The organism is Photobacterium sp., assembly GCF_057456235.1.
Genome location: NZ_JBVCPH010000002.1, coordinates 311,048 through 337,061 on the forward strand (window position 1 = coordinate 311,048; position 26,014 = coordinate 337,061).

The 26,014-nt window shown below is 49.2% G+C and carries 22 protein-coding genes; 12 read left to right on the plus strand and 10 right to left on the minus strand.

Annotated elements, in window-relative coordinates; translation table 11 throughout:
• The first annotated feature begins 13 nt into the window (after nucleotides 1-13).
• The gene (locus tag AC2204_RS04035; RefSeq protein WP_318924200.1) at nucleotides 14-295 is read left to right on the plus strand and encodes a thioredoxin domain-containing protein; all 282 of its coding nucleotides are present in this window, start codon (nucleotides 14-16) and stop codon (nucleotides 293-295) included.
• Nucleotides 296-530: 235 nt separating this feature from the next.
• On the opposite strand, the gene AC2204_RS04040 is transcribed toward AC2204_RS04035, so the two are convergent.
• Nucleotides 531-779 carry a hypothetical protein gene (locus tag AC2204_RS04040; protein ID WP_318924201.1) on the minus strand — a complete coding sequence of 83 codons (249 nt, stop codon included), beginning with the start codon at nucleotides 777-779 and terminating at the stop codon, nucleotides 531-533.
• Nucleotides 780-1,267: 488 nt separating this feature from the next.
• On the opposite strand from AC2204_RS04040, the gene AC2204_RS04045 reads away from it, so the two are divergent.
• The 7 genes from AC2204_RS04045 to AC2204_RS04075 all read left to right on the plus strand — a co-directional run bounded on the left by AC2204_RS04045 (nucleotide 1,268) and on the right by AC2204_RS04075 (nucleotide 9,884).
• Nucleotides 1,268-1,681 carry a VOC family protein gene (locus AC2204_RS04045; RefSeq protein WP_318924202.1) on the plus strand — a complete coding sequence of 138 codons (414 nt, stop codon included), beginning with the start codon at nucleotides 1,268-1,270 and terminating at the stop codon, nucleotides 1,679-1,681.
• A 180-nt stretch (nucleotides 1,682-1,861) separates the two neighbouring features.
• The gene (locus AC2204_RS04050; protein ID WP_318924203.1) at nucleotides 1,862-2,290 is read left to right on the plus strand and encodes a CopL family metal-binding regulatory protein; all 429 of its coding nucleotides are present in this window, start codon (nucleotides 1,862-1,864) and stop codon (nucleotides 2,288-2,290) included.
• Between the two features lie 165 nt (nucleotides 2,291-2,455).
• Entirely contained in the window at nucleotides 2,456-3,724 is a 1,269-nt protein-coding gene (locus AC2204_RS04055) for a TolC family protein (RefSeq protein ID WP_318924204.1), read from the plus strand.
• Between the two features lie 11 nt (nucleotides 3,725-3,735).
• Complete coding sequence (locus AC2204_RS04060) at nucleotides 3,736-5,541, plus strand: efflux RND transporter periplasmic adaptor subunit (protein ID WP_318924205.1); 1,806 nt, start codon at nucleotides 3,736-3,738, stop codon at nucleotides 5,539-5,541.
• Nucleotides 5,538-8,663 (plus strand): efflux RND transporter permease subunit, encoded by a 3,126-nt coding sequence (locus AC2204_RS04065; protein ID WP_318924206.1) that lies wholly within the window; start codon nucleotides 5,538-5,540, stop codon nucleotides 8,661-8,663. The genes AC2204_RS04060 and AC2204_RS04065 overlap by 4 nt, the downstream gene beginning before the upstream one ends.
• A gap of 88 nt (nucleotides 8,664-8,751) precedes the next feature.
• Nucleotides 8,752-9,291, plus strand: coding sequence for a CueP family metal-binding protein (locus AC2204_RS04070; protein WP_318924207.1), 540 nt, complete (start codon nucleotides 8,752-8,754; stop codon nucleotides 9,289-9,291).
• A gap of 50 nt (nucleotides 9,292-9,341) precedes the next feature.
• A complete protein-coding gene (locus tag AC2204_RS04075) occupies nucleotides 9,342-9,884 on the plus strand; it encodes a cupredoxin domain-containing protein (protein WP_318924208.1) in 543 nt (180 codons plus the stop codon).
• Between the two features lie 41 nt (nucleotides 9,885-9,925).
• Here AC2204_RS04075 and AC2204_RS04080 read toward each other — a convergent pair whose 3' ends face one another.
• Nucleotides 9,926-10,468 carry a Spy/CpxP family protein refolding chaperone gene (locus AC2204_RS04080; protein ID WP_318924209.1) on the minus strand — a complete coding sequence of 181 codons (543 nt, stop codon included), beginning with the start codon at nucleotides 10,466-10,468 and terminating at the stop codon, nucleotides 9,926-9,928.
• 301 nt (nucleotides 10,469-10,769) lie between these two features.
• Between AC2204_RS04080 and AC2204_RS04085 the strand changes: the two genes are divergently transcribed.
• Nucleotides 10,770-11,228, plus strand: a complete 459-nt coding sequence (locus AC2204_RS04085) for an ATPase (protein WP_318924210.1) — start codon at nucleotides 10,770-10,772, stop codon at nucleotides 11,226-11,228.
• A gap of 130 nt (nucleotides 11,229-11,358) precedes the next feature.
• A complete protein-coding gene (locus AC2204_RS04090) occupies nucleotides 11,359-12,717 on the plus strand; it encodes an MBL fold metallo-hydrolase (protein ID WP_318924211.1) in 1,359 nt (452 codons plus the stop codon).
• A 217-nt stretch (nucleotides 12,718-12,934) separates the two neighbouring features.
• On the opposite strand, the gene AC2204_RS04095 is transcribed toward AC2204_RS04090, so the two are convergent.
• Nucleotides 12,935-15,865, minus strand: coding sequence for a cation transporter (locus tag AC2204_RS04095; protein ID WP_318924212.1), 2,931 nt, complete (start codon nucleotides 15,863-15,865; stop codon nucleotides 12,935-12,937).
• A 117-nt stretch (nucleotides 15,866-15,982) separates the two neighbouring features.
• Here AC2204_RS04095 and cueR point away from each other — a divergent pair, with 117 nt between their 5' ends.
• Together cueR and AC2204_RS04105 are read left to right on the plus strand one after the other, a co-directional pair.
• Nucleotides 15,983-16,369: a Cu(I)-responsive transcriptional regulator gene (gene cueR / locus AC2204_RS04100; RefSeq protein WP_318924213.1), complete on the plus strand. Its 387-nt coding sequence runs from the start codon at nucleotides 15,983-15,985 to the stop codon at nucleotides 16,367-16,369.
• 69 nt (nucleotides 16,370-16,438) lie between these two features.
• Nucleotides 16,439-16,687 (plus strand): hypothetical protein, encoded by a 249-nt coding sequence (locus AC2204_RS04105; RefSeq protein WP_318924214.1) that lies wholly within the window; start codon nucleotides 16,439-16,441, stop codon nucleotides 16,685-16,687.
• Between the two features lie 54 nt (nucleotides 16,688-16,741).
• On the opposite strand, the gene AC2204_RS04110 is transcribed toward AC2204_RS04105, so the two are convergent.
• The 7 genes from AC2204_RS04110 to AC2204_RS04140 all read right to left on the minus strand — a co-directional run bounded on the left by AC2204_RS04110 (nucleotide 16,742) and on the right by AC2204_RS04140 (nucleotide 25,717).
• Nucleotides 16,742-18,085 carry a TldD/PmbA family protein gene (locus AC2204_RS04110; protein WP_318924215.1) on the minus strand — a complete coding sequence of 448 codons (1,344 nt, stop codon included), beginning with the start codon at nucleotides 18,083-18,085 and terminating at the stop codon, nucleotides 16,742-16,744.
• Entirely contained in the window at nucleotides 18,085-19,470 is a 1,386-nt protein-coding gene (locus tag AC2204_RS04115; protein WP_318924216.1) for a TldD/PmbA family protein, read from the minus strand. The genes AC2204_RS04110 and AC2204_RS04115 overlap by 1 nt, the downstream gene beginning before the upstream one ends.
• An 86-nt stretch (nucleotides 19,471-19,556) precedes the next feature.
• On the minus strand, nucleotides 19,557-20,552 hold the full coding sequence (locus tag AC2204_RS04120) for a CobW family GTP-binding protein (protein WP_318924290.1): 996 nt from the start codon (nucleotides 20,550-20,552) through the stop codon (nucleotides 19,557-19,559).
• Between the two features lie 139 nt (nucleotides 20,553-20,691).
• On the minus strand, nucleotides 20,692-22,680 hold the full coding sequence (locus AC2204_RS04125) for an acetoacetate--CoA ligase (RefSeq protein WP_318924291.1): 1,989 nt from the start codon (nucleotides 22,678-22,680) through the stop codon (nucleotides 20,692-20,694).
• Between the two features lie 166 nt (nucleotides 22,681-22,846).
• Entirely contained in the window at nucleotides 22,847-23,488 is a 642-nt protein-coding gene (maiA, locus tag AC2204_RS04130) for a maleylacetoacetate isomerase (RefSeq protein ID WP_318924217.1), read from the minus strand.
• A gap of 40 nt (nucleotides 23,489-23,528) precedes the next feature.
• Complete coding sequence (locus tag AC2204_RS04135) at nucleotides 23,529-24,551, minus strand: fumarylacetoacetate hydrolase family protein (RefSeq protein ID WP_318924218.1); 1,023 nt, start codon at nucleotides 24,549-24,551, stop codon at nucleotides 23,529-23,531.
• A gap of 32 nt (nucleotides 24,552-24,583) precedes the next feature.
• A complete protein-coding gene (locus tag AC2204_RS04140) occupies nucleotides 24,584-25,717 on the minus strand; it encodes a homogentisate 1,2-dioxygenase (protein WP_318924219.1) in 1,134 nt (377 codons plus the stop codon).
• Nucleotides 25,718-26,014: the final 297 nt, after the last annotated feature.

Genomic DNA, 26,014 nt, shown 5'->3' on the forward strand with positions numbered 1-26,014 from the left:
GAAATAAGTTTCCGTGGGTGTATGCACGGGACAAGTCACAGGAAACTATGGAGCACTGAGAACGCCGCATTTCTACGTATTCAACCAGGAGCGAAAACTCGTCTATACTGGCCGCGGGGTTGATAATCCGCGCAATACGGCCAGGATGACGGTCAATGATCTCGACAATGCTCTGGAGGAGCTTTTGGCGGGCCTGCCTGTAACCGTACCGGTGACCAATCCGATTGGCTGCAATATCAAATGGGAAGGCAAAGGTGAGCACTGGATGCCACCGAGGCGTGCGATCTATTCATGAGCAATGTGGGTAAACCCAAAATATCACTCATTGAACGGCCCGACTATCAGGATATTGCCCATCATTTTGTCCAATTGAAATGCTACCGAAAGAAGCGTGAGTTCTACGGCATCAATCACAAGGTGGCATAAATGATGCCTTCGCTAATATAAAACGCCATCAGTCGCTAACTGACGGCGTTTATAGTGAGAAGACGATGCGTTGCTTGAGTTCTCGGTGTTAAGGCAACAAAAGCTTAGTGCATGCGACTTGGGCCATTACGGACAAGATCTTTACCATTGTCGTAAACATCTTGAGTAACCCAGTGTGCCAGAATAAGTTTCTGGCTATTGTCGAATACTGCAACGAAATGGCGGCCATCAGAATTATTGGTTGCCATGCCTACACCTGCAACGTCTTTCAAACCCAGACCGCCATTTTCAATTGACAATAGAAAGCGCTCTAGTTCTTCCAGGTTATCAATTACATCAAGTTCATTATTCATTTGTTCAACACTCTTTCTGACTTAGCAAATCCACCCGCTTTGTACAGCATACGGCGCTGTTAAAAGCGGGCGGTTAATTTGTTTGAATCACTACCGTTTACCAAAGGGCATCAGAGCCTTTAGAGGCAATGTTTTGCGTACTTTATAGGTGATGGAAGATGATTGGAACCATGTTTATGGCAACCGCTGTAAAACATATCAATACACCAAGTAGCTCCGTTACCAAACCGAAGAAGCCATTGAAACAAGAAGAAATCGGGATAAGATGAAATCGATTGGAAACTCGCCCTTCGGGAGTGATCTTAAGGTCACTTGGGTATCTTGGGTATAAATAATCAACAAGCAAATTCAGAGCGTTAGTGAAAGTCTCATTGTCTAATTCTAGTGGTGATAGAGTCCACATTAAACCGTTCTGAAAATTAAATCAGTTGATATTTCGATTCTATTATGATGTAAAATTCCTGCTCTACACATAATGAGGGCGGTTTATGACTAAGCCAATCCAACAGCAAATCGGTAATATTGCTCTAGTTGTCGAAAACTACGATGCTGCCATTGAATTCTATACACAAAAACTTCAATTCGAGCTGATCGAAGATACTGATTTAGGCGGTGGTAAGCGTTGGGTGCAAGTGTCTCCCCCAAATTCAAATGGTACAAATCTGCTTCTGGCTCAAGCAAGCACAGAAGAACAATTGAAGTCTGTTGGTAATCAAACAGGTGGTCGAGTGTTTCTGTTCTTACAAACCAACAACTTCTGGTGTGACTACCAAAAAATGAAAGAAAAAGGCGTTGTATTCAACGAAGAACCAAGGGTTGAGGAATATGGAACGGTCGTAGTATTCCAAGACCTTTATGGGAACAAATGGGACTTATTGCAATTAAATCAATCTACTAAATAGTATGTAAGGTTTGTTGTTGATTCAACCACAGGGTAGTGGTAGTGCTGATTCAGGGATGGGTAGCAATAGTTTACTATGTGTTCACTTAATACGATTAAGCTGAAAAGTGGATCAAAACTTATTGACCTTACCCCTGCTGGAAGCTTTATAGTTTCAGTGTATTCACTTGGATGAAGAAAGATGGCTCACACAGGCTCCCGATACAATTTGGTTGCTTTGATATTGGTTTTGATAGCAGCGATGTTATCAAACTCAGTCGTGGCTGCACGTTCTTCATCTGGCATGGTACACCTCTCTTCTTCTGCCATGGGTCAGATGACTCAAGCAAACGCTTCTATGGCTGACATGGACTGCCATGGTCAAAAGCATCACTCAGAAAACAACGAACTTGCACAGGCGAGCCAGATGCAGGTCGATTGTGGTTCTGACACTGATAACAGTACATTTGATCAATGCTGCAGTCAGCCGTTATGTATGAGCGTTATGGGGTATTTACCGCCATCAGCTTTTACGATCCCCTTATCGTTTAATCCCACCCCTGCTGCCCTTAGCGGTCTTTTTGAGCGGCGTCAGCGTATCGAATCACTGTTCCGTCCCCCAATCGCATAACTCTAATCCAATTATTTCGACCAATTGCACCGGTTGCTTATGTCTGTATCTGCCACTTAACATCTTGGCATAACTGCCTTTATCGAGTCAGTAATACAGCTGCACGACAGCACCCAAAGTGGATTGGTTATTTGTTAGCAATTACTTCATGTAATGGATTGAATTATGCGTTCAAAAATTTCGTGCCGCTTATTGGCAGTTAGCCTGGCTGCGATATTGATCAAACCTGCTTTTGCTGAAACGGAGCTAAATGAGCTGATAGCCTATGCCGTTGAGCAAGACGCAGGCAAAAGACAAATCACATATCAGGCCGATGCAATGCAAGATATGGGCGTCGCCAATTCCCAATGGATGGATCCTCAGCTAAAAGTCGGGGTTGGGGGGTTGCCCATTGATAGTTTCAGTTTCGATAAAGATCCGATGACCAACATCTCAGTGGGCCTGATGCAGAAATTCGGCCGGGGTGACGCCTTAGATCTACAGTTAAAACAAAGTACTGAGCAGGCCGACAGCATGCGCCAAAAGGCCAGTTTACGTGAACTGGAAGTCGCCAATGCGATCACCGTGTTGTGGATTGAGCTTTTTTATCAGCGCAAAGCCCAGCAGACATTAGAGCAAAACCGGGTCTTGTTTTCTGATCTTGAGCACTATCTAGGTACCAATTACGGGGTGGGGGTCAATCAGGCACAAGATCTTATCAAGGCGCAGCTTCAGGTTTCTGTACTTGATGAAAAGCTGCAGGCCAACCAGCAGCTGCAACAACGTATCCGTGCTCAGCTTAGTGAGTGGCTGGGTGACAGGGCGTTGGATATGAAAGTTAACCGTTACCCCGGCTGGAAGCCCTTGACGGAATACTTAGCGACCAAACCGCAGAGCCATTATAACGCCCTGTTAACGCACCCAACCGTCAAGATGGTTGATTATCTGGTTGCGAGCAGTGAAACCCAGGTTGATATAGCTCATGAAGCTTATAAGCCTCAATTCGGGGTGGAAATGATGTATGGCTATCGCCAGGCCAATGGCATGAATGGCCAGCCGGCATCTGATCTGGTGAGTTTTTTCTTAACGATGGATATCCCGCTGTTTACCGAGAAACGTCAGGATAAAAAGTTGTCCTCAGCGCAACACCTGGTCGGGGCGGTAAAATCTCAACGCGATCTGCTGCTCCAGCAGATGAATGCCAAAGTCGATGCCTTACTGGTGAATTACCACAACCTTCAGGAACGGTCTAATCGTTATAGCCATACGCTGCTAAAACGAGCCAAAGAGCGAACCCAGGCGGTAGAACGTGGTTATCAAAATAATACCAGCAATCTGGATGAATATATTCGAGCCGCGAGCGAAGAGTTAAATCTGGCATTGGAACAAGAGCGATTAAAAGCCGATTTACAGCTGACTAACAGCAATCTCGCTTTTCTGCTGAATAAAAAGTAAGGAATATAATAATGAAATCACTTTCTGTGGCTGTATTGGCCCTGGCAATCGGTGGCGCTCTGGGGTACTTCGCGTATCAACCTATTAATGAGGCTTTACATACTGAGGGGCAGAGTACGTCATCTTCCAATGATCCGCTGTACTGGGTCGCGCCGATGGACCCGAATTATAAGCGTGACAAACCCGGAAAATCACCAATGGGAATGGATTTAATTCCTGTTTATGAAGAAGAATCGGCGGGCGGGGAAAAAGATCCAGCAGGTACTGTCACTATCAACCCTGCGGTCGAAAATAATTTAGGCGTGAAAGTTGCCCCGGTACGACAGCAAATGTTATCGCCGCAAATTGAGACGGTCGGTTATGTCGCCTTTGATGAAAGCCGTTTATGGCAAATCAACAGCCGGGTAAGCGGCTGGATCCAAAAGTTAAATATTGATGCTATCGGTGAGAAGGTGAAGAAAGGCGAGGTACTTTTCGAACTTTATTCGCCGGATCTGGTGCGTGCCCAGGAAGAGCTGCTGAATGCTAAGCGCATGGGCAAAGCCGTACTGGTCAAAGGGGCCAAAGAACGCCTGATTTCACTCGGGGTGGATTCAGCACAGATTAACCAGATCCTCCGCAGTGGCAAAGCAAAGCGCAATATTGCCGTTAAAGCCCCTTCTGATGGGGTGATTGCAACCTTGAATGTGCGAGATGGCGCGTATTTATCACCGGCTCAGACGGTGATCAGCGGCGGATCGCTCAGTGAAGTCTGGGTGGATGCCGAAGTTTTTGAAAGACAATCGCACTGGGTAAAACAGGGCGCAGCAGCAGAGATGACGCTTGATGCGTTGCCCGGCAAGGTTTTGCAAGGAAATGTTGATTATGTGTACCCGGTATTGGATGCCAAAACCCGCACTTTGCGCGTGCGGTTGAAGTTTGACAATCAAAGCGGTGATCTTAAGCCAAACATGTTCGCCAACATCACCCTGATACCGAAAAGTGACGAACTGTCACGGGTTATTCCGCAACAAGCTGTGATCCGCTCAGGCAACATGACCCGCGTGGTATTGGCGTTAGGTGAAGGCAAGTTCCGCTCAACCCGTATTGTCACCGGGCGTGAAGCGGCAGGACAGATTGAAGTTCTTGAGGGACTGAGTGAGAACGATAAAGTGGTCACCTCAGCGCACTTCCTGCTTGATTCAGAGTCCAGTCAGAGTGCCGATTTCAGCCGTATGGAAGGGCTGGAAACCGCTGCTGCCAGTTCAGCCTGGGCAACAGGAACGATCACCGATGTGATGGCAGGTCACAGAATGTTAACCATTCAACATGCTCCAGTCGCTGAATGGGATTGGCCGGCGATGCAGATGAATTTTACCGTCAAAGAGGGAAGCGAGTTATCCCAGCTTGCGGAGGGGCAGTCAATTCGATTTTTAATTGAGAAAACAGAAGACGGCCAATACCTGATTGATCAAATCAGCATGGAACAAGACGGGACTGCCAACCAGATGAGTCCGGTCGGACAGCACGAAACCGCTGTTGCCAACACGGCCTGGGCGAAGGGAACGATCACCGATGTGATGGCAGACCACAGAATGTTAACCATTCAACACTCACCGATCCCTGAGTGGGACTGGCCGGCAATGCAGATGAACTTTACGGTCAAAGAGGGGGATGACTTATCGCAATTGATTGGGGGGGAGTCTATCCGATTTCTGATCGAGAAGACGGAAGCTGGCGACTATGTCATTTCTGAGATTCGGCCTGAGGGCGAGATGGATCACAGTCAGATGAACCACGGCGTAATGGATATGCCTTCAGCGGAGGATAACAAATGATAGGTGCCATTATTCGCTGGTCGATCGGGAACCGGTTCCTGGTGCTTGTCGCCACGCTTTTCCTGGTGGTGGCTGGATTGTACAGTGTTCGTCAGACCCCGATTGATGCCTTGCCGGATCTTTCTGATGTGCAGGTGATCATTAAAACCAGCTATCCGGGCCAAGCGCCGCAAGTGGTCGAGGATCAGGTGACCTATCCGTTGACGACGGCAATGCTCGCAGTACCGGGTGCTGAAACCGTGCGCGGTTACTCTTTCTTCGGCGATTCATACGTGTACATCATTTTTAATGATGATACCGATATGTATTGGGCGCGTTCACGGGTACTGGAGTACCTCAGTCAGGTCGCACCTAACCTTCCGGCCAATGCCAAGCCGACGTTAGGGCCGGATGCGACGGGGGTGGGCTGGATATATAGCTATGTGCTGCAGGATAAAACCGGCCAGCACGATCTCAGTGAGCTGCGCAGCCTGCAAGACTGGTTCTTGAAATATGAGCTGCAAACGGTTGAGGGCGTCTCTGAAATTGCCACCGTCGGCGGAATGGTGAAGCAGTATCAGGTGCAAATTGATCCGGCCAAACTACGCGCTTACGATCTTACATTGCAGCAAGTCAATAGTGCCATCCAAAATGGCAACCAGGAAGCCGGCGCATCGGTTATTGAAGTGGCTGAAGCCGAACATATGGTCCGGGCGACCGGCTACCTTTCAAACATTGAAGACTTACAATCTATACCGTTAAAAGTGACGGAAAGAGGCACACCGTTACTCTTGGGGGATATTGCCGATATTAACTTAGGGCCTCAGATGCGTCGCGGGATCTCTGAGCTCAATGGCGAGGGCGAAGCTGTCGGTGCGGTCGTGGTGATGCGCTTTGGGGAAAATGCGCGGGATGTCATCCAGAACGTAAAATCCAAACTGGAAGAGCTGCAGCGAAGTCTGCCTGAAGGGGTGGAAATTGTCCCAACCTATGATCGTTCTGGCTTGATTGATCATGCCGTGGAAAACCTGTATGAAAAACTGCTGGAAGAGTTCATTGTAGTCGTCATCGTGTGTGCCTTGTTCTTGTTCCACTTCCGTTCGTCACTGGTGGTGGTACTCAGTCTTCCTGTCGGTATTTTAGTCGCATTCATCGTGATGCACTCGCAAGGTATTAATGCCAATATCATGTCTCTGGGCGGGATTGCTATCGCTATCGGGGCCATGGTGGATGGTGCCATCGTGATGATTGAAAATGTTCACAAGCATATTGAACGTACTCCGCTGACCGACAAAAACCGCTGGCAAGTGATAGCAAAAGCGACTGAAGAAGTCGGGGCACCGCTGTTCTTCTCGCTGATGATCATTACATTGAGCTTTGTGCCCGTGTTTGCCCTGGAGGGACAGGAAGGCAAGATGTTCTCACCGCTGGCCTTCACTAAAACTTTTGCCATGGCAGCATCGGCGGGTCTTTCTATTACCCTGGTACCCGTGTTGATGGGGTACTTTATTCGCGGGAAGATCCTGCCGGAGCATAAAAACCCGATAAATCGCAGCCTGGTTGCCTTGTACCGTCCCTTGCTCAATACAAGCATGCGTTACCCCAAAACCGTGTTGCTATTGGCTGCGGTATTGCTGGGCTCTGCCTATTATCCGGTGCAAAAAATGGGAAGTGAATTTATTCCGCCTCTGGATGAAGGCGATTTAATGTACATGCCAACGACATTCCCGGGTATTTCGATTGGTAAGGCGCGTGAGCTGCTTCAGCAAACCAACAAACTGATCAAAACCGTACCGGAAGTGGAAACCGCCTGGGGCAAAATTGGCCGCGCTGAAACCGCGACCGATCCGGCGCCGCTTACCATGATTGAAACCTTTATCCAGTTAAAGCCGAAGAGTGAATGGCGTGAAGGAATGACGTCGGAAGGTTTGCGCCAAGAGCTCGACAGCTTAATTCAGTTCCCCGGTATCACCAATGCGTGGGTAATGCCGATTAAAACCCGGATTGACATGTTGGCGACAGGGATCAAAACACCGATAGGGGTCAAGATTGCCGGTCCTGATCTTAAACAAATTGAAGCTATTGGTGCGCGGCTGGAACCGATCCTAAACGGCATTGAAGGGACGGCTTCCGTCTATGCTGAACGGGTTGCCGGCGGGCGTTATGTCACCATTGATATTAAGCGCCGGCAAGCGGCGCGTTACGGATTGAATATCAAAGATATTCAGCAAGTGATCAGCACTGCTATCGGTGGCATGAATGTGGGGGAAACAATTGAAGGGCTTGAGCGTTACCCAATCAATGTACGCTACCCGCAAGCTTACCGTGACTCGCTGGACAAGTTGAATAATCTGCCGTTGGTGACGCCGAATGGTGCCCGTATTGCGCTGGCCGATGTGGCGGATATCCGCTTTGAAGACGGTCCGCCAATGATCAAGACCGAAAACGCGCGCCCGAACGGCTGGGTATTTGTCGACATTGATGGCCGTGATCTTGGCTCCTATGTGCAAGATGCCCAGCAGGTCGTGGCAGAGCAATTAGACATGCCTGCCGGCTACTCGCTGGTCTGGTCCGGTCAGTATGAATATATGGAACGGGCGAAAGAGCGTCTCCGTGTGGTAACGCCGGCAACCCTTGCTATCATCATGATGCTGCTCTATCTCAGCTTCCGTCGTGTCGGTGAAGTGCTGATTATTATGGCAACCTTACCACTCGCATTGGTGGGCGGACTCTGGTTGATGCATGTACTTGGTTTTAACTTCTCGATAGCGGTCGGTGTCGGCTTTATTGCCCTTTCCGGTGTAGCGGTGGAGATTGGCGTCATCATGTTGGTTTATCTCAATCAGGCCTGGAATTACAAGTTGCTGGATCTAAAAGAAAAAGATCAGCAAGTCACGGCCAATGATTTGACTGAGGCGATTAAAGAAGGAGCCGGCCTGCGTGTGCGACCTGTGCTGATGACAGTAATTACCGTCATTGTCGGCCTTGTTCCTATCATGTATGGCTCAGGTACCGGCTCGGAAGTGATGCAACGTATTGCGGCCCCGATGATCGGTGGCATGGTCTCTGCCCTTTTATTGACTCTGGTTGTTTTGCCTGCGGTCTTCAAGCTGTGGAAAGAAACCAGTCATAAATTGAACTAACTAATATTTACCAATTGATTTTCAATAAAAAACAGCCTGTCGTCATGTTGGAGTGATAAGGCGACAAGGCTGAAATAAGGAGTAAGTTATGAAAAAAAGTATGCTAAAAACAGGACTGGCGATAAGTGCATTGCTGGCTTCATCACTGGTGTATTCCCAGACGGAATCGGAATACTTTACTTCCTTAACCCCGCAAGAAGCCGTTAAACAGAGTCAGGCATGGCGAAGTGAAGGCAAAGAGACCAAAGTCATCATTACGCCGACGACAATCATGGCTAAGTTTGCCAATCAACCTGCTGCCGAGGTGCCATTGGGTGACGAGTTTTTTCTCTCTATCGCCCCTTGGATGACATTTACTCACCCATGCACTAACCATGTGCCGACGGGCTGTACCGGAGAGCTGAAGAACGTCGCAATGATGATGACGGTCAAAGATGTTGAGACCGGTGAGACGGTATCAAATGGTATGGTTCGCACCCAAAATGACGGCTTTATTGATCTTTGGCTACCCCGCAATAAAGCATTTGATGTGTCTTTCTCTTATCAGGGACTGATGTCAACAGAGCGTTTAACCACCAGCAATCGCAGTCGTACTTGTATTACGACAATGAAGCTGGAAAAAGCATAAATTAATATCGAGCTGACGAATTAGCTCCCCTGTTACAAGAGGAAGTATACATGAAACTACTGAGCACCCTTGGATTAGCAATAGCGCTGTCATCAGTACCCGCATTGGCAGACAGCAATGGCCATGATAATAAAAACATGGGTCATGAAAATATGGGTCATGAAAAGATGAGCCATGAAGGTATGGATCATGGTCAAATGGGACATGTCATGTCGGAAGTCGGCATGCCGGCTAAAGCAGCTCAATCCATTCAGACGGTTAACGTGACATTAACGGACGACATGAAGTTAAGGTTTGATCAACCGTTGAAAATTAAGCAAGGGGATACCGTTCGCTTTATTGTAACCAACAAAGGCGCATTGCCACATGAATTTGCGATTGGCAGTAAACAAGAGCAGTTAAAGCATCGTGAAATGATGCGCAGCATGCCCAACATGGAACACAATGACGGCAGCGTATTGAGTTTGGGGGCGGGAAAACAGGGTGAGCTGACCTGGCATTTTATGGGGAAATCCCATGTTGAGTTTGCCTGTAACGCTCCGGGCCATGCAGAAGCCGGCATGACCATGGATTATATGTTACGTAACCAATAATCGAAGCGAGCACCTCAAGAGGTGGGGTGCTCATTCGTTTATCAAAAACACCCCATAAAGGTATTTTGATCTAAAATCTTCTGTTGCTGAGGCTCCAGGCTCTGATAGACGTTAGCCAGTGCGGCCGAATAGGCGGTCATACTGGTGAATCGCTCGCTCATCATTTGGGTGTGACGGTCAATACGTTCCGGAAGCGTTAGTGATTGACCGCTCTGGAAGTAATCTAGCATCTTCTGGTGGTGTTCGAGCATAGAGTTTGCCTGTTGTTCGACAACTTTCTCGAACTCATTCCACTTAACTTGCTGTTCCTCATTCAGTTTGAGTTGGCTTTCCAGTTCGTTGAACTGTTCCTGCATCGTTGCAATGCCCATACTACCGGCCATCGTCCCGCGTCCTTGCATCATGCTGTGATTTTTTGCCATCATGCCCGGACCGCCCCCCATCATGCAGCCTCCGGCCATCATTCCAGGGCCTCCCATCATGCCCGTCATGCCTCTTTGCCAATCTTGCGCGGCATAAGCCAAGGTCGTTGTCAGTCCGATGGCTGCCGTTACAGCAATGAATAACATTCGATTGTATTTCATGGTTTTGCTCCTTAAAACGCACTGATTGGACAGGGTAAATATAAATTAGACCATACTAATATAGACGACTTATCGCGCTACCGAAATTTTGGTATGGATTTTTTGAGTTTTTGTCCAATGTATGAGCTTAGTGTATTCTGGCCGTTCTCGAGGAACTTTACCTATTAGCGCCTGTTAACGTCGAGAAATGGAAAAATAATAATGCCACCTCAGAATCCCTTCCTTGTATTACACGTACTATCATTTGTTATGTAAATATCTTGAATTATTTAAATCTTCTTTCGTGTAGAGGACGATAAATATGAAAATTGAAACCTTAAGAGATGTCCTGCATTGGACGCGTGAGTTTCATCAGTATCTGGCAACGTGCTTGCAGCACGGTGTCAACGAAAATGCGAGCGAGCGGGCAAAGCTGTTACTTCAATATCTTGGCGAACATGAGCAGAGACTGGTGAAGACCTTGAAGGGGTTTGAGAAGGGGGCCGATAAAAGTGCCTTAGATACATGGTGTTATGATTACCTTGATAAAAATCCCATCCATCATGATATACAGTGTGAAAGTGCATTTTCAACACTTGAACCAGCCGACATTATGACGGAAATTGTCGCTCTGCACCAACAGCTCACTGAACTCTATCGTTATTTGCAAAGCCGGGCAGAGTCAACATCCAGCCGCGAATTGCTGGCTCAAATGGCAGAATTGGAGAAGCATGAGGCAATGCTGATGGTACATAGCGCAAACCGATTCCAGGATATGTAATTAGCCATGACAGTACTCTACTAACAAGATTATGGCTGATCAGTGACTCAGTTATATTTTGGAATAAAGGCACTTAATTCTCGCTGAACGCTGTATTTAGATGTGGTTTGGCAATATAGAGAGAAAACTCATGAAAATTATTTTTTTGGGTGGTTGCGAAACGGTGACGGGATCTAAGTTTCTGGTTGAAACCAAAACCACCCGCGTGCTGGTGGATTGCGGGCTTTACCAAGGGTATAAGTGGCTCAGAAGGCGTAATTGGCAGCCCTTACTGTCTGTTGATGTCGATAAAATTGACGCGATTCTTTTAACCCATGCTCATCTTGATCATTCCGGCTATATTCCCGTTTTATATAAACAAGGCTACCGTGGGCCGGTTATTACCCACCGTGCCACTAAAGAGCTTTGCGCGATCTTACTGGCAGACAGTGGTCATATTCAGGAAGAAGATGCCCGGTTTTATCGTAAATATAAACTGAGTAAGCATGAAGAACCCGAACCTCTGTATGATCGTGCTACGGCTGATAAATCCATGACGTTGTTTGAAACTGTGGAATATGAAGAGCGTTTTACGGTAGGTGATATCAAGGTTTATTTGCAAAATGTCGGTCATATCCTGGGAGCGGCAAGTATTATTATCGAAGCGGAAGGCAAAAAAATCGGATTTTCCGGCGATGTCGGTCGGCCTGACGATGTGCTTATGAGACCCCCTAACCCCTTACCAGATCTTGATTTACTGTTACTCGAATCGACCTACGGTAATCGCCGTCATGATAAAACGGATCAGTTCCAGCAGTTAGCCGATGTTGTAAACGAAACCTCAAAAGCGGGTGGGGTGTTATTGATCCCCTGTTTTGCCGTCGGTCGTGCGCAAACGCTGCAGCATATGCTGGTCACGTTGCTGGAGGCCAAGCGCATTCCCAAGTTGCCCATCTATCTCGATAGTCCGATGGCGATAAACGTCTCTGATATTTATCGGCGTTATGCTTATGAGCACCGTCTGACGCCGGCACAGTGTCATTCTATGGGGCAGAAAATCACTTATACCCGAAGTGTTGAAGACTCTAAAGCCATAGCAGAGATGACTTTCCCTCATATTATTATTGCAGGCAGTGGTATGGTCACGGGGGGCAGGATCCTCCACCACCTTAAACAGCTGTTACCCGATCATCGGACAACGGTGTTATTTACCGGCTATCAGGCCGGGGGAACCCGTGGCGCAAAAATGCAGGAAGGCATGGAGAGTGTTAAAATTCACGGTGAATGGATTCCCAACCATGCGCGGATCGAAGTGATGAATGGTCTGTCGGGGCACGGGGATTTTGTCGATATTGAGCAATGGCTTAAGCTGTCTTCTCTGCGAAAGGACATGCCGATTAAACTTATTCATGGTGATCCTGACGCGCTGGAAGGAATGCGGGATCATTTACGGCGTACAACGAATTTTGATATTGAAGTAGCAGGCTATCAAAGCATTCTTACGGTGTAGCTTGATTGGCATATAAATCAAAAAATTATGTTTGTAGATTTTAGCCAGTTGGCGACCATACACGCGATTCGACCTCGCTAAAGAATATGGGTTCTGGCCAACCAGAACCCTTTTAATGATTAAACCGTGTATGACGCAGCAATTGAGTTACTTTCTCGATTCAGGATGCAACCAGAACCACCAGACAATCAGGCCAATAATGGCAAGGCCGATAATATTAACCATTCTTTTTCTCCTCTGTCTTGCGTGGGGTGAACAGGCGTAACCGGTTCGCATTGCTGACGACGGTAATTGATGAGAGCGCCATCGCGGCACCTGCGACAACCGGGCTCAGCAGAGTGCCAGTGAGCGGGAACAAGACTCCCGCCGCGACCGGAATGCCAAGAGAGTTATAAACAAACGCGCCAAATAAATTCTGCTTCATATTGCGCAGGGTGGCCTTTGACAAGGCGATGGCATCGGCCGCGCCGTGAAGCGAGTGACGCATCAGGGTAAACTGACCACTTTCTATTGCGACGTCACTGCCGCTGCCCATGGCGATACCGACCTCGGCCTGAGCCAGCGCAGGCGCATCATTGATGCCGTCACCGACCATTGCGACCTTGTTGCCCTGCTGCTGCAACGTGACTATCTGCTCCGCTTTGCCGTCGGGTAACACCCCGGCGATAACGGTTGTGATCCCGGCTTGTTTGGCGATAGCTTCCGCGGTAATTTGAGTGTCACCTGTCAGCATAATGACATTGAGCTTCATAGCCTGAAGGCGCTTGACCGCTTCGACAGAATCAGCCCGTAGCGGATCGCTGATGCCAATCAGACCAATCAGCTGCTGATTGGCTGCAACATAAATTGGGGTTGCACCTTGTTTGGCAATATTCTGGGCCTCTTGCTCAGCAAGACGGGTATCCACCCCCTTCTGCTGCATCAGGCGCTGGTTCCCGAGTAGAACGGTGATATCACCGATGATGCCAGAAACACCGAAGCCGGGAAGTGCCTGAAAGTCCTGCTGCGGATGCAGGATAACGCCTTCTTTTTGTCCCATTTTTACAATGGCTTGTGCCAATGGGTGTTCTGAGCCTTGCTCAAGGCTGGCGGTCAGGCTCAATAAACCGGTTTTGTCAGTATCGTGGTAAGTAAACAGGGAAGTAACCTGCGGCTTGCCTTCGGTCAGAGTGCCGGTTTTATCCAGCACTACGGTATCAATATCGGCGGCAAGCTGCAGTGCCTCTGCGTCACGGATCAGGACGCCGAACTCGGCCGCCCGGCCGACCCCGACGGTAACCGACATCGGGGTTGCCAGTCCTAGGGCGCAAGGGCAGGCAATGATCAGCACCGTCGTGGCAGCAACCAGCATATAAATCATGGTGGGCTGTGGGCCGAAGTTGTACCAGGCCATGGCCGTTAACGTGGCAATGATCATCACGACAGGAACAAAAATGGCTGAAATCTTATCGGCCAGGCGGGCCAATGCGGGTTTGCTGCTCTGGGCCCGGCGCACTAGCTGAATGATGCGTGACAACATCGTATCGCTGCCGATCCGCTCGGCCCGGAAAAGCAGACTGCCGTTCTGGTTGATGGTACCGGCATGTAATTGATGCCCGGTCTTTTTATGCGCCGGTAGCGGCTCTCCGGTCAGCATTGACTCGTCTAAATAGCTTTCCCCTTGTTCTATCACCCCGTCAACCGGTACTTTGGCCCCGGGGCGAAGGCGTAGCATCATGCCGACAGAAACATGCTCCAGCGGCAACTCTTTTTCAACCCCGTCAATGACTGCGATAGCCTTCTGGGGCTGAAGATCGATCAGGCGTTCGAGCGCCTTGGAGGTGCGGCTGCGGGCTCTTGCTTCAAGGGCGTGGCCCAAGGTGATTAAACCCAGAATCATCGCCGAGGCTTCAAAGTAAACATGCCGCGCCTGTTCGGGGAACACACTCGGGAAAAGAACAACAGCGATGGAATATAACCAGGCCGAGCCGGTGCCTAAGGCGACCAGGGTATCCATACTCGCTCGGTGGTGAGTAAAGGCCTTGTACGCATTAACAAAAAAGTGGCGTCCTGCGGTGATCAGCAAGATAAAGGTAATAACGCCGATCCCTCCCCAGGAAAGCTGGCTGGTTGTAGAGTTGATCGACATACTGCCGCCGAAAACACCCCACGCCATCAGAGGTACACCAATCGCCAGGGCGATAATGGCATTATGTAAATGTGTACGGTAGATTTTTACATTTTGTGCTTGCTGGCGTTGGCGACGGGTTTGTTCATCTTCGCTCTGTTCGGCACCGTAACCGGCATCGATAACCGCACTGATCAGGGCTTCTGGGGTGGCATTACCTAAAATGTAGGCGCTTCTTTCTGCCAGGTTAACATTGACCTGCTCAACGCCGGCCACGCTGTTTAAGGCCTTTTCAACTGAAGACACGCAGCTGGCACAGGTCATCCCGCTCAGCAGCAGTTGAATGTACTCCCCATCGCTTTTAACTGAGGGAGGAGTGGCTTCTGCTTCAGAAATCCTGCGCTCTGGTGCAGAAGCCGAAGCGTCAGTTTCAGAGACCACATTATCAGCTTCATCCTGGCGGGGATCTTGATCCAAGACATCATAGCCTAAGGCATTGATAATACCGATCAGCTCAGACTTTTCGAGAGTGGTTGACACAACGGCCTGGTTTTTAGTGACGGAAAATTCGGTGATAGCGCCATGTTCGCGAAAGGCTTGCTCTACTTTCGCCACACATTTACCGCAAGAAAGGCCAGCCAAGGCTAACGTGTATTGCTGCGCATTCGGCACGCTGTAACCCAGGCTCTCAATTTCAGCGATCAGCTCTGCATCACTGAGGCTACCATTTGCCTTCAGCCAGGTTTTAGTGATCTGGTGTGAATAAACATCATCACGGCGGTTGAGCGCTTGTTCTAGTTTGGCGACACACTTGCCGCAGGAGAGACCGGCCAGAGGCATTGAAAATGTATTTCCGACCCCATATCCCAGTACTTGTATCGCTTCAACCAGCTCATTCACAGCCGCATCGCCCTGGATCTCGGCCTGCTGGGTATCAACGCTGGCTTGCTGAACACCGGGTAAGGTTTCCAGCGTCTTCTGGATTTTCTTGGCGCATCCCATGCAAGACACATTGTGCAAGGGGAGGATAATGGTAGACATAATTTCGACCTCTTGAGTAAGGTAACGATAAAACTTGAAAAGTGTTCGGATAAGTCGTCTACTATCAAGATTAATCCTTCCAGTGACTGGAAGGTCAAGATCTATTTGGAGCTGAATATGAATATCAGTGAAGTTGCTAAACAAACCGGCCTGACGGCGAAAAATATCCGTTTCTATGAAGAAAAGCAGGTGGCGTCCTTACCAGAACGAGGCGTAAACGGGTATCGGGTCTATAATCCGCAACAGGTGGCTGAACTGCACCTGATCCGGCGCTCAAGAATTGTCGGTTTCAGCTTAGAAGAGATCAAGGCGTTGCTGCAGCTTACCCGCGATCCTCACCGCAAGAGCGCTGACGTCAAAGCCCGCGTTATGGCGAAAATTGAAGAAGTCGAAGAAAAAATAAAAGAGCTCCATGAAATGAAAAAGACATTGAAAGCGTTAGCCGAAGACTGTCCGGGTGACGGCGGAGCCCGGTGTCCTATTATTGAAAAATTAACCGCTTAATTTTAACGTCAGGCATATGGTGTTACGCACTTCTTCTATACTTTTATGTGACAGCGGAGGAGTGCCTATATGTTTATCGCTATTCAGCATGAAATTACCGATCCTAAAGAATTCTGGCAAAAAGCCAATGGTGCACTAAGCCATTTGCCGGCAGGGATGAGATTACACTCTACCCTAGGCAGCCAAAGCGACAGCCGGTGTCAGTGTATGTGGGAAGCTGAATCAATCGATATGGTGAGGGAGTTTCTGGAGCCAGAACTGGCGGATTCGAGTGTGAACACTTACTTTCAAATCGACCCGGATAAAGCGATAGGATAGGAGCAAGTGTCTAGGGGGCGAGAATCGAGTCACTCGCCCCCTAGAATCTTTGATCTATTTCCCCGCAATACTCAGGCGGCTGAAACGGATCTGAGGCGCGTAGAAGTCACGCTCGTAATCATGAGCAAGGGTATTTCCTACCGCATCAATCTCTTTCAGCATCTGATAGAAGTTGCCTGCAACGGTAATACCACGCACCGCTTGAACACGTTTGCCATCTCGGCACAAGAAACCACTCGCGCCAAACGAGAAGTCACCGCTGACGGCATCGGCACCGGAGTGGACACCCTGTAGCTCAATCAGTTCCAGGTATTCACCGGCAGTTACTTCTGCTGCTGAACTGGTACCTGCGGCAATGACCGTATGACGCGGGGCAACCCCTAAACCGCCTTTTGCCGAACGCGCTGCATTCGCGGTATTCTCAATGCCAAAGAAGCTGGCAGTGTGGCTGTTGTGCAGCAGACTCTGCAGCTGGCCTTCACCAATCAAAATGGTATCGCGAGCCGCAAACCCTTCGCTGTCGAAGTGTTTAATGGCAAATCCGCCGTCAACAAAGGCGCTATCAGACACGGTCAGCAACGGGCTGGCAACTTGCTCATGAAGCGAGTGGCGCCACGGGTTAATGCCTTTCATGGCTGACTGACCAGACAGGCACATGCTGAATCCGCTGAACAGGCTGCTGAGTGAGCTGAGATCGAAAATGACCGGATAGCTTTTGGTGGCAACCGGTCCGCCTTCAAGCAGTGCCTGAGCAACATCGTAACCGTGATTGATGCAGTAAGCAGGATCAAGCTGATCAAAACGACGACCAGACGACATGCCGCCGTGCATCGATTGCTTACCATCCTGTTCATACAGGGTATATGCATAGCAGTAGGTCGAGCGTTCCTGGTGCTGGCATAATGTGCCCTGGGTATTGGCCAGTATGACCTGGCTGTCAGATTCGGCAAATCCATTGTATGGCGAGCTTTTCGCGTGAGGTTTAGTCACCACACCGTTTTCCAGCGCGAGAGCCAGTTCGATTTTGTCGTCTGCCGTTGCATCATCTTGCTGATAGATTTCTGCCACATCAGTGGTGATCTTGCTGTCAATGCAGCTGATGGTCTGATGGGCATCTTGCTGAGTGAACTGCGCGTTCTGCAGCGCCCGTTCAAGCATGATATCCAGGCTGGCCGGCTCCAATGATTCAGAATAGCTGGTGGCAACACGCTGGTCTTTGACCACGCGAATGCCGATCACCTGACCTGACGTGACTTTGTATTCCGCCAGTTCACCATCATTAGCCTTGAGCGAAAAGTTGTTGCTGCAATTGGCAATCACATCCGCTTCGGCACCGGAGGCTTTGACTTTTTCTAATACGTGGTCAATCGCGTGTTGAAGTTTGTTTTGATCAGCCATTAGTTGCCACCTCCCACCAGAATATTATCGACTTTCAATGCCGGTTGTCCCACGGTCGTTGGAACCGAGCCGCTGACCGAGCCGCACATACCGGCTGCCAGTGCGAAGTCGTTGCCGATCATGCTGATTTCTTTGAGTACTTTAGGACCGGTACTGATCAGGGTCGCAGATTTGAGTGGCTTGGTGATTTTGCCGTCTTCGATTAAATACGCTTCCTGTACTGCAAAGTTAAATTCGCCGGTGCCGGGCTGAACAGAGCCGCCGCCCATTTTCGGCGCGTAGATCCCACGTTCAACACTAGCCACCATCTCATCCAGCGAGCTGTTGCCGGCTTCAATGAAGGTATTGCGCATCCGTGACGTTGGCGCGTATTTGTAGGATTCACGACGGCCAGACCCGGTTGGCGCATAACCGGTCTTCATTGCGCCCAGTTTATCGACCATGAAGCTGGTCAACTTGCCGTCTTTAATGAGCTGGGTACGCTGGGTTTCCATCCCTTCATCATCGATATTGATGGAGCCCCATTGGTTGGACAGGGTGCCGTCATCGACCGCACTCACCACAGAGTTGGCGATCATTTCGTTCATTTTGTCGTGGAATACCGAAGCCTTCTTCGCCACCGAAGTGGTCTCCAGCAGGTGACCGCAGGCTTCGTGGAAAATTACCCCGCCGAAACCGTTACCGATGATCACCGGCATTTCACCGGATGGGCAGGTTTCTGCAAACAGTTTGACGATGGCTTGTTTTGCAACTTGCTGGCCAAGTTGTTTCGCATCAAGGGTGTGATGAAATTCCCATCCCGTCAGCGCCCCCGGTGCTTCAAAACCGGTAGATTGCTCGCTGCCGTTCTGGGCCATTGCCGTCGCAGCAACACGGGTATAGTGACGGGTATCGCCGATGTGCAGGCCGTTAGAGTTGAAGATTTCAATCTGTTGTTCTCGCTGCAGCAGGCGGCCAATAAACTGCGAGATTTTTTCGTGTTCAGTGCGGGCGGCATGATCGACTTCTTTCAAAAAGGCAATTTTCTGTGCCAGTTCCGCACCCTGGCTAAGCGAATAGCGGCAAGAATGCTTACTGGTGTAGCGGTTGAGGTTCAGCGCGGTGCCGTCAACAATTTGATCGCGCTTGTCTTTAGCGGCAAGCAGGCTGGTGACGCGTTTTAACTCTTCTTCGTCGGTACTGTTGGTATAGCCGTACAGCACTTTATGGCCGAAGAACAGGCGAATACCAATACCAAAATCAATCCCGGAATTGACTTTATCCACGTCGCCGGAAATGAGTTCGACCGAACTGGATTGGTGATGCTCGATAAATAATTCGGCAAAATCTGCGCCATGAAATAGCGCATGATCAATTACTGCTTTTGCAGTAGCAGGGTTTAGCATAGTTGCTCCTTGCTAATTTATAATATGTTTACACTATCAGTGTTGCGTGCAGTTCTCGGTGTTTTTCAAGATTGCATTCAGTGATATTAAAGTGCTGTATCGCTTTGAACCAACGAGCACAAAATACTCTCTAGCTCATCCCAGGGAAGCAGTTCTTTGTCGATCACTTCAATGCGTGATTCAAATCCTTCCAGAGATAGTTCGTTGACAGATACCACTCGGTTGACGACATTAAAGGCAAAACAGCCTTGCTCGGTATTTACAACGGCTTTTATACGTTGGGCATTTATATTTGAGAATAGTTTAAATAGATCTGAAAAACTGAATATCTGATCGGCGGCGAAGAACCAGCCGCAGCTGCGATAGCCCTGGCCACTATTTTCTTTACGCAGATAAGTTTGGCCCGGTGCCAGCTCAATCTCCGGAAGCGGCACGACTTCGTTATCGCTCGCATGATGATGGTCATGGCTGTGAGCAGCCTGGCGTTCAATACGTTCGATATCGAGCCAGTTAAGGTCCAACAGCCCTTGCTCGACTCTGCCAATCGCGGCTTTGGCAGGCTGGCATTGTTCGATAAAGGTATCAAATGCGGTGATATCGTCATCGACGCACTCGTCGATTTTGTTGGCAACCACGACATCGGCCAGGCTCAGTTGATCCTGGAAATTCTGATTGTTGGTGTACTGCAGATCGGCAAAGTGGCGCGGGTCGACCACGGTGATAGTGGCTTTCAGATCGATATAGTTCTGATAGATATCAGAGGTTAGCTTATTGATGACCTCTTTAGGATGGCCTAACCCGGTTGGTTCAAGCAGCAGGCGGTCGGGTTTCTGCGCTAACAGAGCATTTATACCGACCGACATGGGTAAGCCTGTCACACAGCACATGCAGCCGCCCGGTACTTCTTTAACAATGGCACCCTGCTGGCTCAGAATGGCTCCATCAACCCCGACGTTGCCGAATTCATTAATGAGGACGGCCCATTTTTCATTTTCTGGCTTGCGCGCCAGCAATGAAAGAATCGAGGTTGTTTTTCCGGCACCCAAAAAGCCGGTAATAATATTGGTCGGTATACGCTTCATAATGAGTATTTGAGCCACTTAGATGCTGAATGATTTAGCACCATATTACTGCAAAAAATCCTCCATGTAGAAATAAACGATTCAGGGAGTATAAATAGCGGGTGAATTGTCGGCGGGGACTTGAGTGGTGCGCAATTGGCTACTCCAGCTCTTTATGCCCTTTAAATTGTTCCAAAGCTTGCGGATTGGCCAGTGCGCCGACGTTTTTTACCGGTTGACCATGAACGATATTGCGTACCGCCAGTTCGACCAGTTTTCCTGATTTAGTGCGGGGAATATCATTTACTGCCAGGATCACGTCAGGAACATGACGGGGAGAGCAGTGGGTTCTGATGCGCTCGCGAATGGTATTTTTCAGTTCGTCGTTGAGTTCGCAGTTGTCTGCGAGCTGGACGAACAGCACCACACGGACATCGTTTTTCCAGTGCTGGCCAATAACGACGGAGTCCACAATCGCTGCTAACGGATTAACCTGCCGGTAAATTTCTGCCGTGCCGATGCGCACTCCGCCCGGATTTAACACGGCATCGGAACGGCCGAAGAAAATGATGCCGCCGGATTGTGTCAGTTTGACAAAATCACCGTGATGCCAGACGTTGGGGAAGGTATTCCAGTAGGCATTTTGGTAGCGGCTGCCGTCGGGATCATTCCAGAATCCGACCGGTTGATTCGGGAAACTGTTGCAGCAGACTAATTCCCCTTGTTTATTGAATTCAGGCTCACCCTGTTCATTGAAAACCTGTACATCCATGGCTAATGCGCGTCCCTGACATTCACCGCGATAGACCGGATTGATAGGGTTACCAATCGCAAAACAGCCGCATATGTCAGTGCCGCCGGAAATGGAGGCCAGCTGCAGATCTTTTTTTATTGCCCGGTAAACATAATCAAATTGCTCAGGTGCTAATACTGAACCGGTTGAGCACAGGGTTCTTAGTTGGGGCAGGGTATGGGATTGAATGGGTTGATAGCCTTGCTTTTCCAGTGCCTCAAGGTATTTTGCCGAGGTGCCGAACAGGGTCACGCCTTCTTGTTCTGCCATATTCCACAGTACATTGCCATCGGGGCAGAAGGGAGAGCCGTCGTACAAGATGATTGTTGCGCCAGACGCTAATCCGCTGATCAGCCAGTTCCACATCATCCAGCCACAGGTGGTGAAGTAGAATATACGATCACCGGGCTGTACATTGCTGTGAAGCTGATGCTCTTTTAAGTGGTTGAGCAAGGTGCCGCCGGTGCTGTGCACAATGCATTTCGGTTTACCGGTCGTACCTGACGAGTAGAGGATATAGAGCGGGTGGTTGAACATAAACTTCTTAAATTCAATAAATTGTGGCTCATACTTGTTTAAAATGTCATGCCATTGTGCAAGGCTTATTTTTAAGGTAGTGCTTAATGGTGCCAGTTCAGCGAGATTGACATCGGTGCGGGTATAAGGGATCACAACCAGATGTTCAACACTGGGTAGTTTGGTCAGTATCTCAGCCAGCTTGGGTAAGCTGCTGTGGGCTTTGCCATTATAGAAATAGCCATCAGAACAAAACAGGACTTTGGGTTTGGTTTGTCCGAAGCGTTCGGCCACACTGTCGATGCCAAAGTCGGGTGACGTCGATGTCCAGACCGCGCCTAATGCCGTGGTCGCTAACATAGCAATAACCGCCTGTGGCAGATTGGCGATATAACCGGCGACGACATCGCCTTGTGTTACACCGCTTGCGGATAAGAACTGAACCAGCTGCGAGGTCTGCCGATATAGCTGCTGCCAGCTAATATGCTGGCGGCGTTCAGGCTGGCCTTCGCAATGAAAGATCAGGGCATCAGCTGCCGCGCGGTAATTCCAATTTTTTAGCAGGTTTTCGGCAAAGTTAAGCGAGGTATGGGGGAACCACTGGGTTTCTTTCGCGGGTTGGCTGGATTGCTCCGGACAGAAGCTGACAGGCTGGCATTTTTCGCCGATGACGCCACAAAAATCCCATACCTGATCCCAGAATGCGTCACTGTTGTTGACTGACCAGTGGTGAAGTTGGTTGTAGTCGTGAAACAGCGTGTTTTTTTTGTCGCTGAGCTGAACCATGAACTGATAGAGCAAACTGCTATGGATGCATTCCCTTGACGGTAACCACATCATCTGCGGGATTTCCGGGTTCTGATTATTTCCACCGTTGCCATCAAAGTGAACGACAGGGTCGTTGCGAGCAGTTTGGCTGTCATTTTTGTCCATCACTTTTTACTCCGTTATAGGCTCGCCTGCCTTTGTATGCTGTATTGGTATAAAAATGAGAGCTCTTTAAACGCTAGCTCTGATTGTCAGGATGGGCCTGAATAAAGGCATCCAGCTGCTGACAATGGTGATCGATACGCACCAGGGTCGGATAAGGGCTGAGATCAAACCCAAATCGGTTGGCGTTATAAAGCTGCGGTACCAGGCAGATGTCGGCCAAAGTGGGGCTGTCACCGCAGCAGAAAAGGTCACTGGCATTGTCTCTTGTTCGGTTATTGACGATTATCGTTTCCAAAGCCTGACAACCACGCGCCAACCAATGGTGATACCACACCATCTTTTCGTTTTTATTGGTTCCGAATTCACTGTTAAGGTAGTTGAGTACTTGCAGGTTATTCAGCGGGTGAATATCGCACGCAATCAGTTGTGCCAGTGAGCGGCATTGTGCCCTCAGCCAGGGATCGGCCGGGAGCAGTGCATGCTCTGGATACGTCTCTTCGAGGTATTCAATGATAGCCAGCGACTGGCCAAGCACCCCCTGGTCGGTATCCAGGCAGGGAACCAGGCCATTGGGATTAAGCGACAAATAGCGAGCGCTTTTCTGCTCACTGTCTAACAGAGAAACAGGGCATTGCTGGTAGCTCAGCCCTTTTAGATTGAATGCAATACGAACCCGGTATGACGCTGAAGATCGAGAGTAATCATAGAGTTTCATTCTGATCCTTTCTCTGCTATTTACATTGGCTTATACCCAGCTACTTGGGCATATGGTGGTTCAAATCTTCGTCATCGTAGATATTAGTGTAACGCACGACTTTTTGCTCGATGGCACCGAAGATAGAGTGACCGCTGTCGTCAAGCATCTCGATCCGCACCTGATCGCCAAATTTCATAAACGGTGTTTTCGCGGCACCCTCATCAATCATTTCGAGCATCCGCCGTTCTGCGATACAGCAAGAGCCGCTGGAACGATCTTTATTGGAGACGGTACCTGACCCAATAATGGTTCCGGCGCATAGACGGCGGGTCTTGGCGACATGCTGGATCAGCTCTGCAAAGTTAAATGTCATGTCGGTGCCAGCGTGGGGCTGGCCAAATAACGTGTTATTGAAGTGGATGGTTAACCGATGATGTACTTTAAAGTCGTGCCAGCTATTCCCCAGCTCATCAGGGGTCACAGCGACCGGAGAAAAAGCCGAAGCCGGTTTTGACTGGAAGAAACCAAACCCTTTTGCCAGCTCGCCGGGGATCAGGTTACGGAGCGAAACATCATTAACCAGCATCAGCAGTTTGATATGGCCGTGAACCTGTTCGGTACGGGCCCCCATCGGAACATCATCGGTGATGATGGCTATTTCCCCCTCGAAATCAATGCCCCACTTTTCATCGGCGGCTGGAATGTCTTGATACGGGCCAAGAAAAGCGTCAGACATTCCCTGATAGATCAGCGGATCAGTCCAGAAACTATCGGGCATCTCTGCGCCGCGAGCCTTACGTACCAGTTCGACGTGATTGACATAGGCACTGCCATCAGCCCATTGGTAAGCTCTGGGCAGGGGAGAGGAACAGAGTTTCGGATTGAACGGGAAGATATCGTGGGCGATGTCATCATTCAGGTTGCGGTACAGATGTTGTAAATCGGTTTCTACCTGATCCCAGTTATCGAGGGCAAACTGCAACGTAGGGGCAATGTTATGGGCATGGACAGCCCGGGTTAAATCTCTCGAAACAACAATGAGCTGTCCATCACGACCATGGTTAAGAGACGCTAATTTCACGTTGGACTCCTTATATTTACATTGTAAATTTTTTAACTTTTTTCATGTCGCCATGAGTAGACATAATCTTTATTTTCGACCCCATCCGGCAAATCCGCAATTTCCAGCGGGAAGCGGGCATCGATCATTACCGCCACTTCATCGGTTTCTTTCTTAGGATGTTGCTGGCTGGTGGCTAAGGCCTTTGGGTGCGGGCCGTGCGAGAATCCGCAAGGATGGTGGGTGATCATGCCGGCTTCGATGTTATCGCGGCTGAAGAAGTTACCGCGGTGGTAGAATAAGACTTCATCGTAGTCGTCATTGTTATGGTAGAACGGCACTTTGAGTGCGTTCGGATCACTTTCAATCGGCCTTGGTACAAAAGTACATATCACAAAGCCATTAGCCACAAAGGTGCTATGTGCTGATGGCGGTAAATGATAGCGGTGGCTCATCAGCGGGCGAATATCACGCCAGTTCAGTTTGAACACCGTAAGATCGCCTTTCCAGCCCTGGGCATCTAACGGGTTATACGGGTAGGTGATGGTATTCATTTGATTGCGGGCTTTAAGCAAGACGAGCCAGTGCTGATCGCTGTTTTGTTGCGCCAGAAAGGACTCATCTAGGCGGGCGTATTCGAGGATCGCCGGATCAAAGATCGCATGCTGTCCCACCAAGCCCCGCTCAGCCATCTGATAGCCGCTGTTAGTCGCTTCAATGAGCAGCAGCGAGACGGGTTTGTCAACTTCAATTCGCCAACTGGTAGCACGTGGGATCACAATGTAATCGCCATCGCGGAAAGAGAGGTGGCCGTAATCACAATAGAGATGGCCGCTACCCTGGTGGACGAATAAAACCTCATCGCCGTCACCGTTGCGAACCAGGTGGTTCATATTCTGCCGGCTATTCCATACTCGCAGTTTCAGGTTGTCGTTATACAGCAGCAACGAGGCATCCCACGGTGTGACGCCCGGTTGTTCCAGCCGAGTGGTATCAATAGCCCGGGGATGTAAGGGCCCCTCCCAGTTTATCCAGCCTGTTGGCGGATGTGTATGGTACATGTGGCTGGCAGGGCCGAAGAAGCCCTCTTTACCGCATTCCCGCTCGTAGGTTCCGTCGGGTAAATCACAGTGTGCCTGCCGGGAAGCCTTTCCCTCAATGATTGGAAATTGAAACCAGTGCCGCATCCTCTAGCCCCTCTTCATGTTAATAAAGCTGTTTGATGAGTTGGTAGCGCCCTTTATTCACTTTGGTTGAGACTGAGCGAACAAGCAATAATATCAATGAGTATAATCCTTGATCTGATGGGCTGAATAATTACGCTGATTGGTATGAACCCCTTAATTATGCGGGTGAAAACCGTATCGATTTTTGTTTGTAACGTTATGTATTTTATTGTTTTTTTTCTTACCATTCTGGAGTCGGTGAAGACAAGGGCGGGAGGCTCAAAACTGTTAATGTAAAATAATTATTACAGAGTGGGC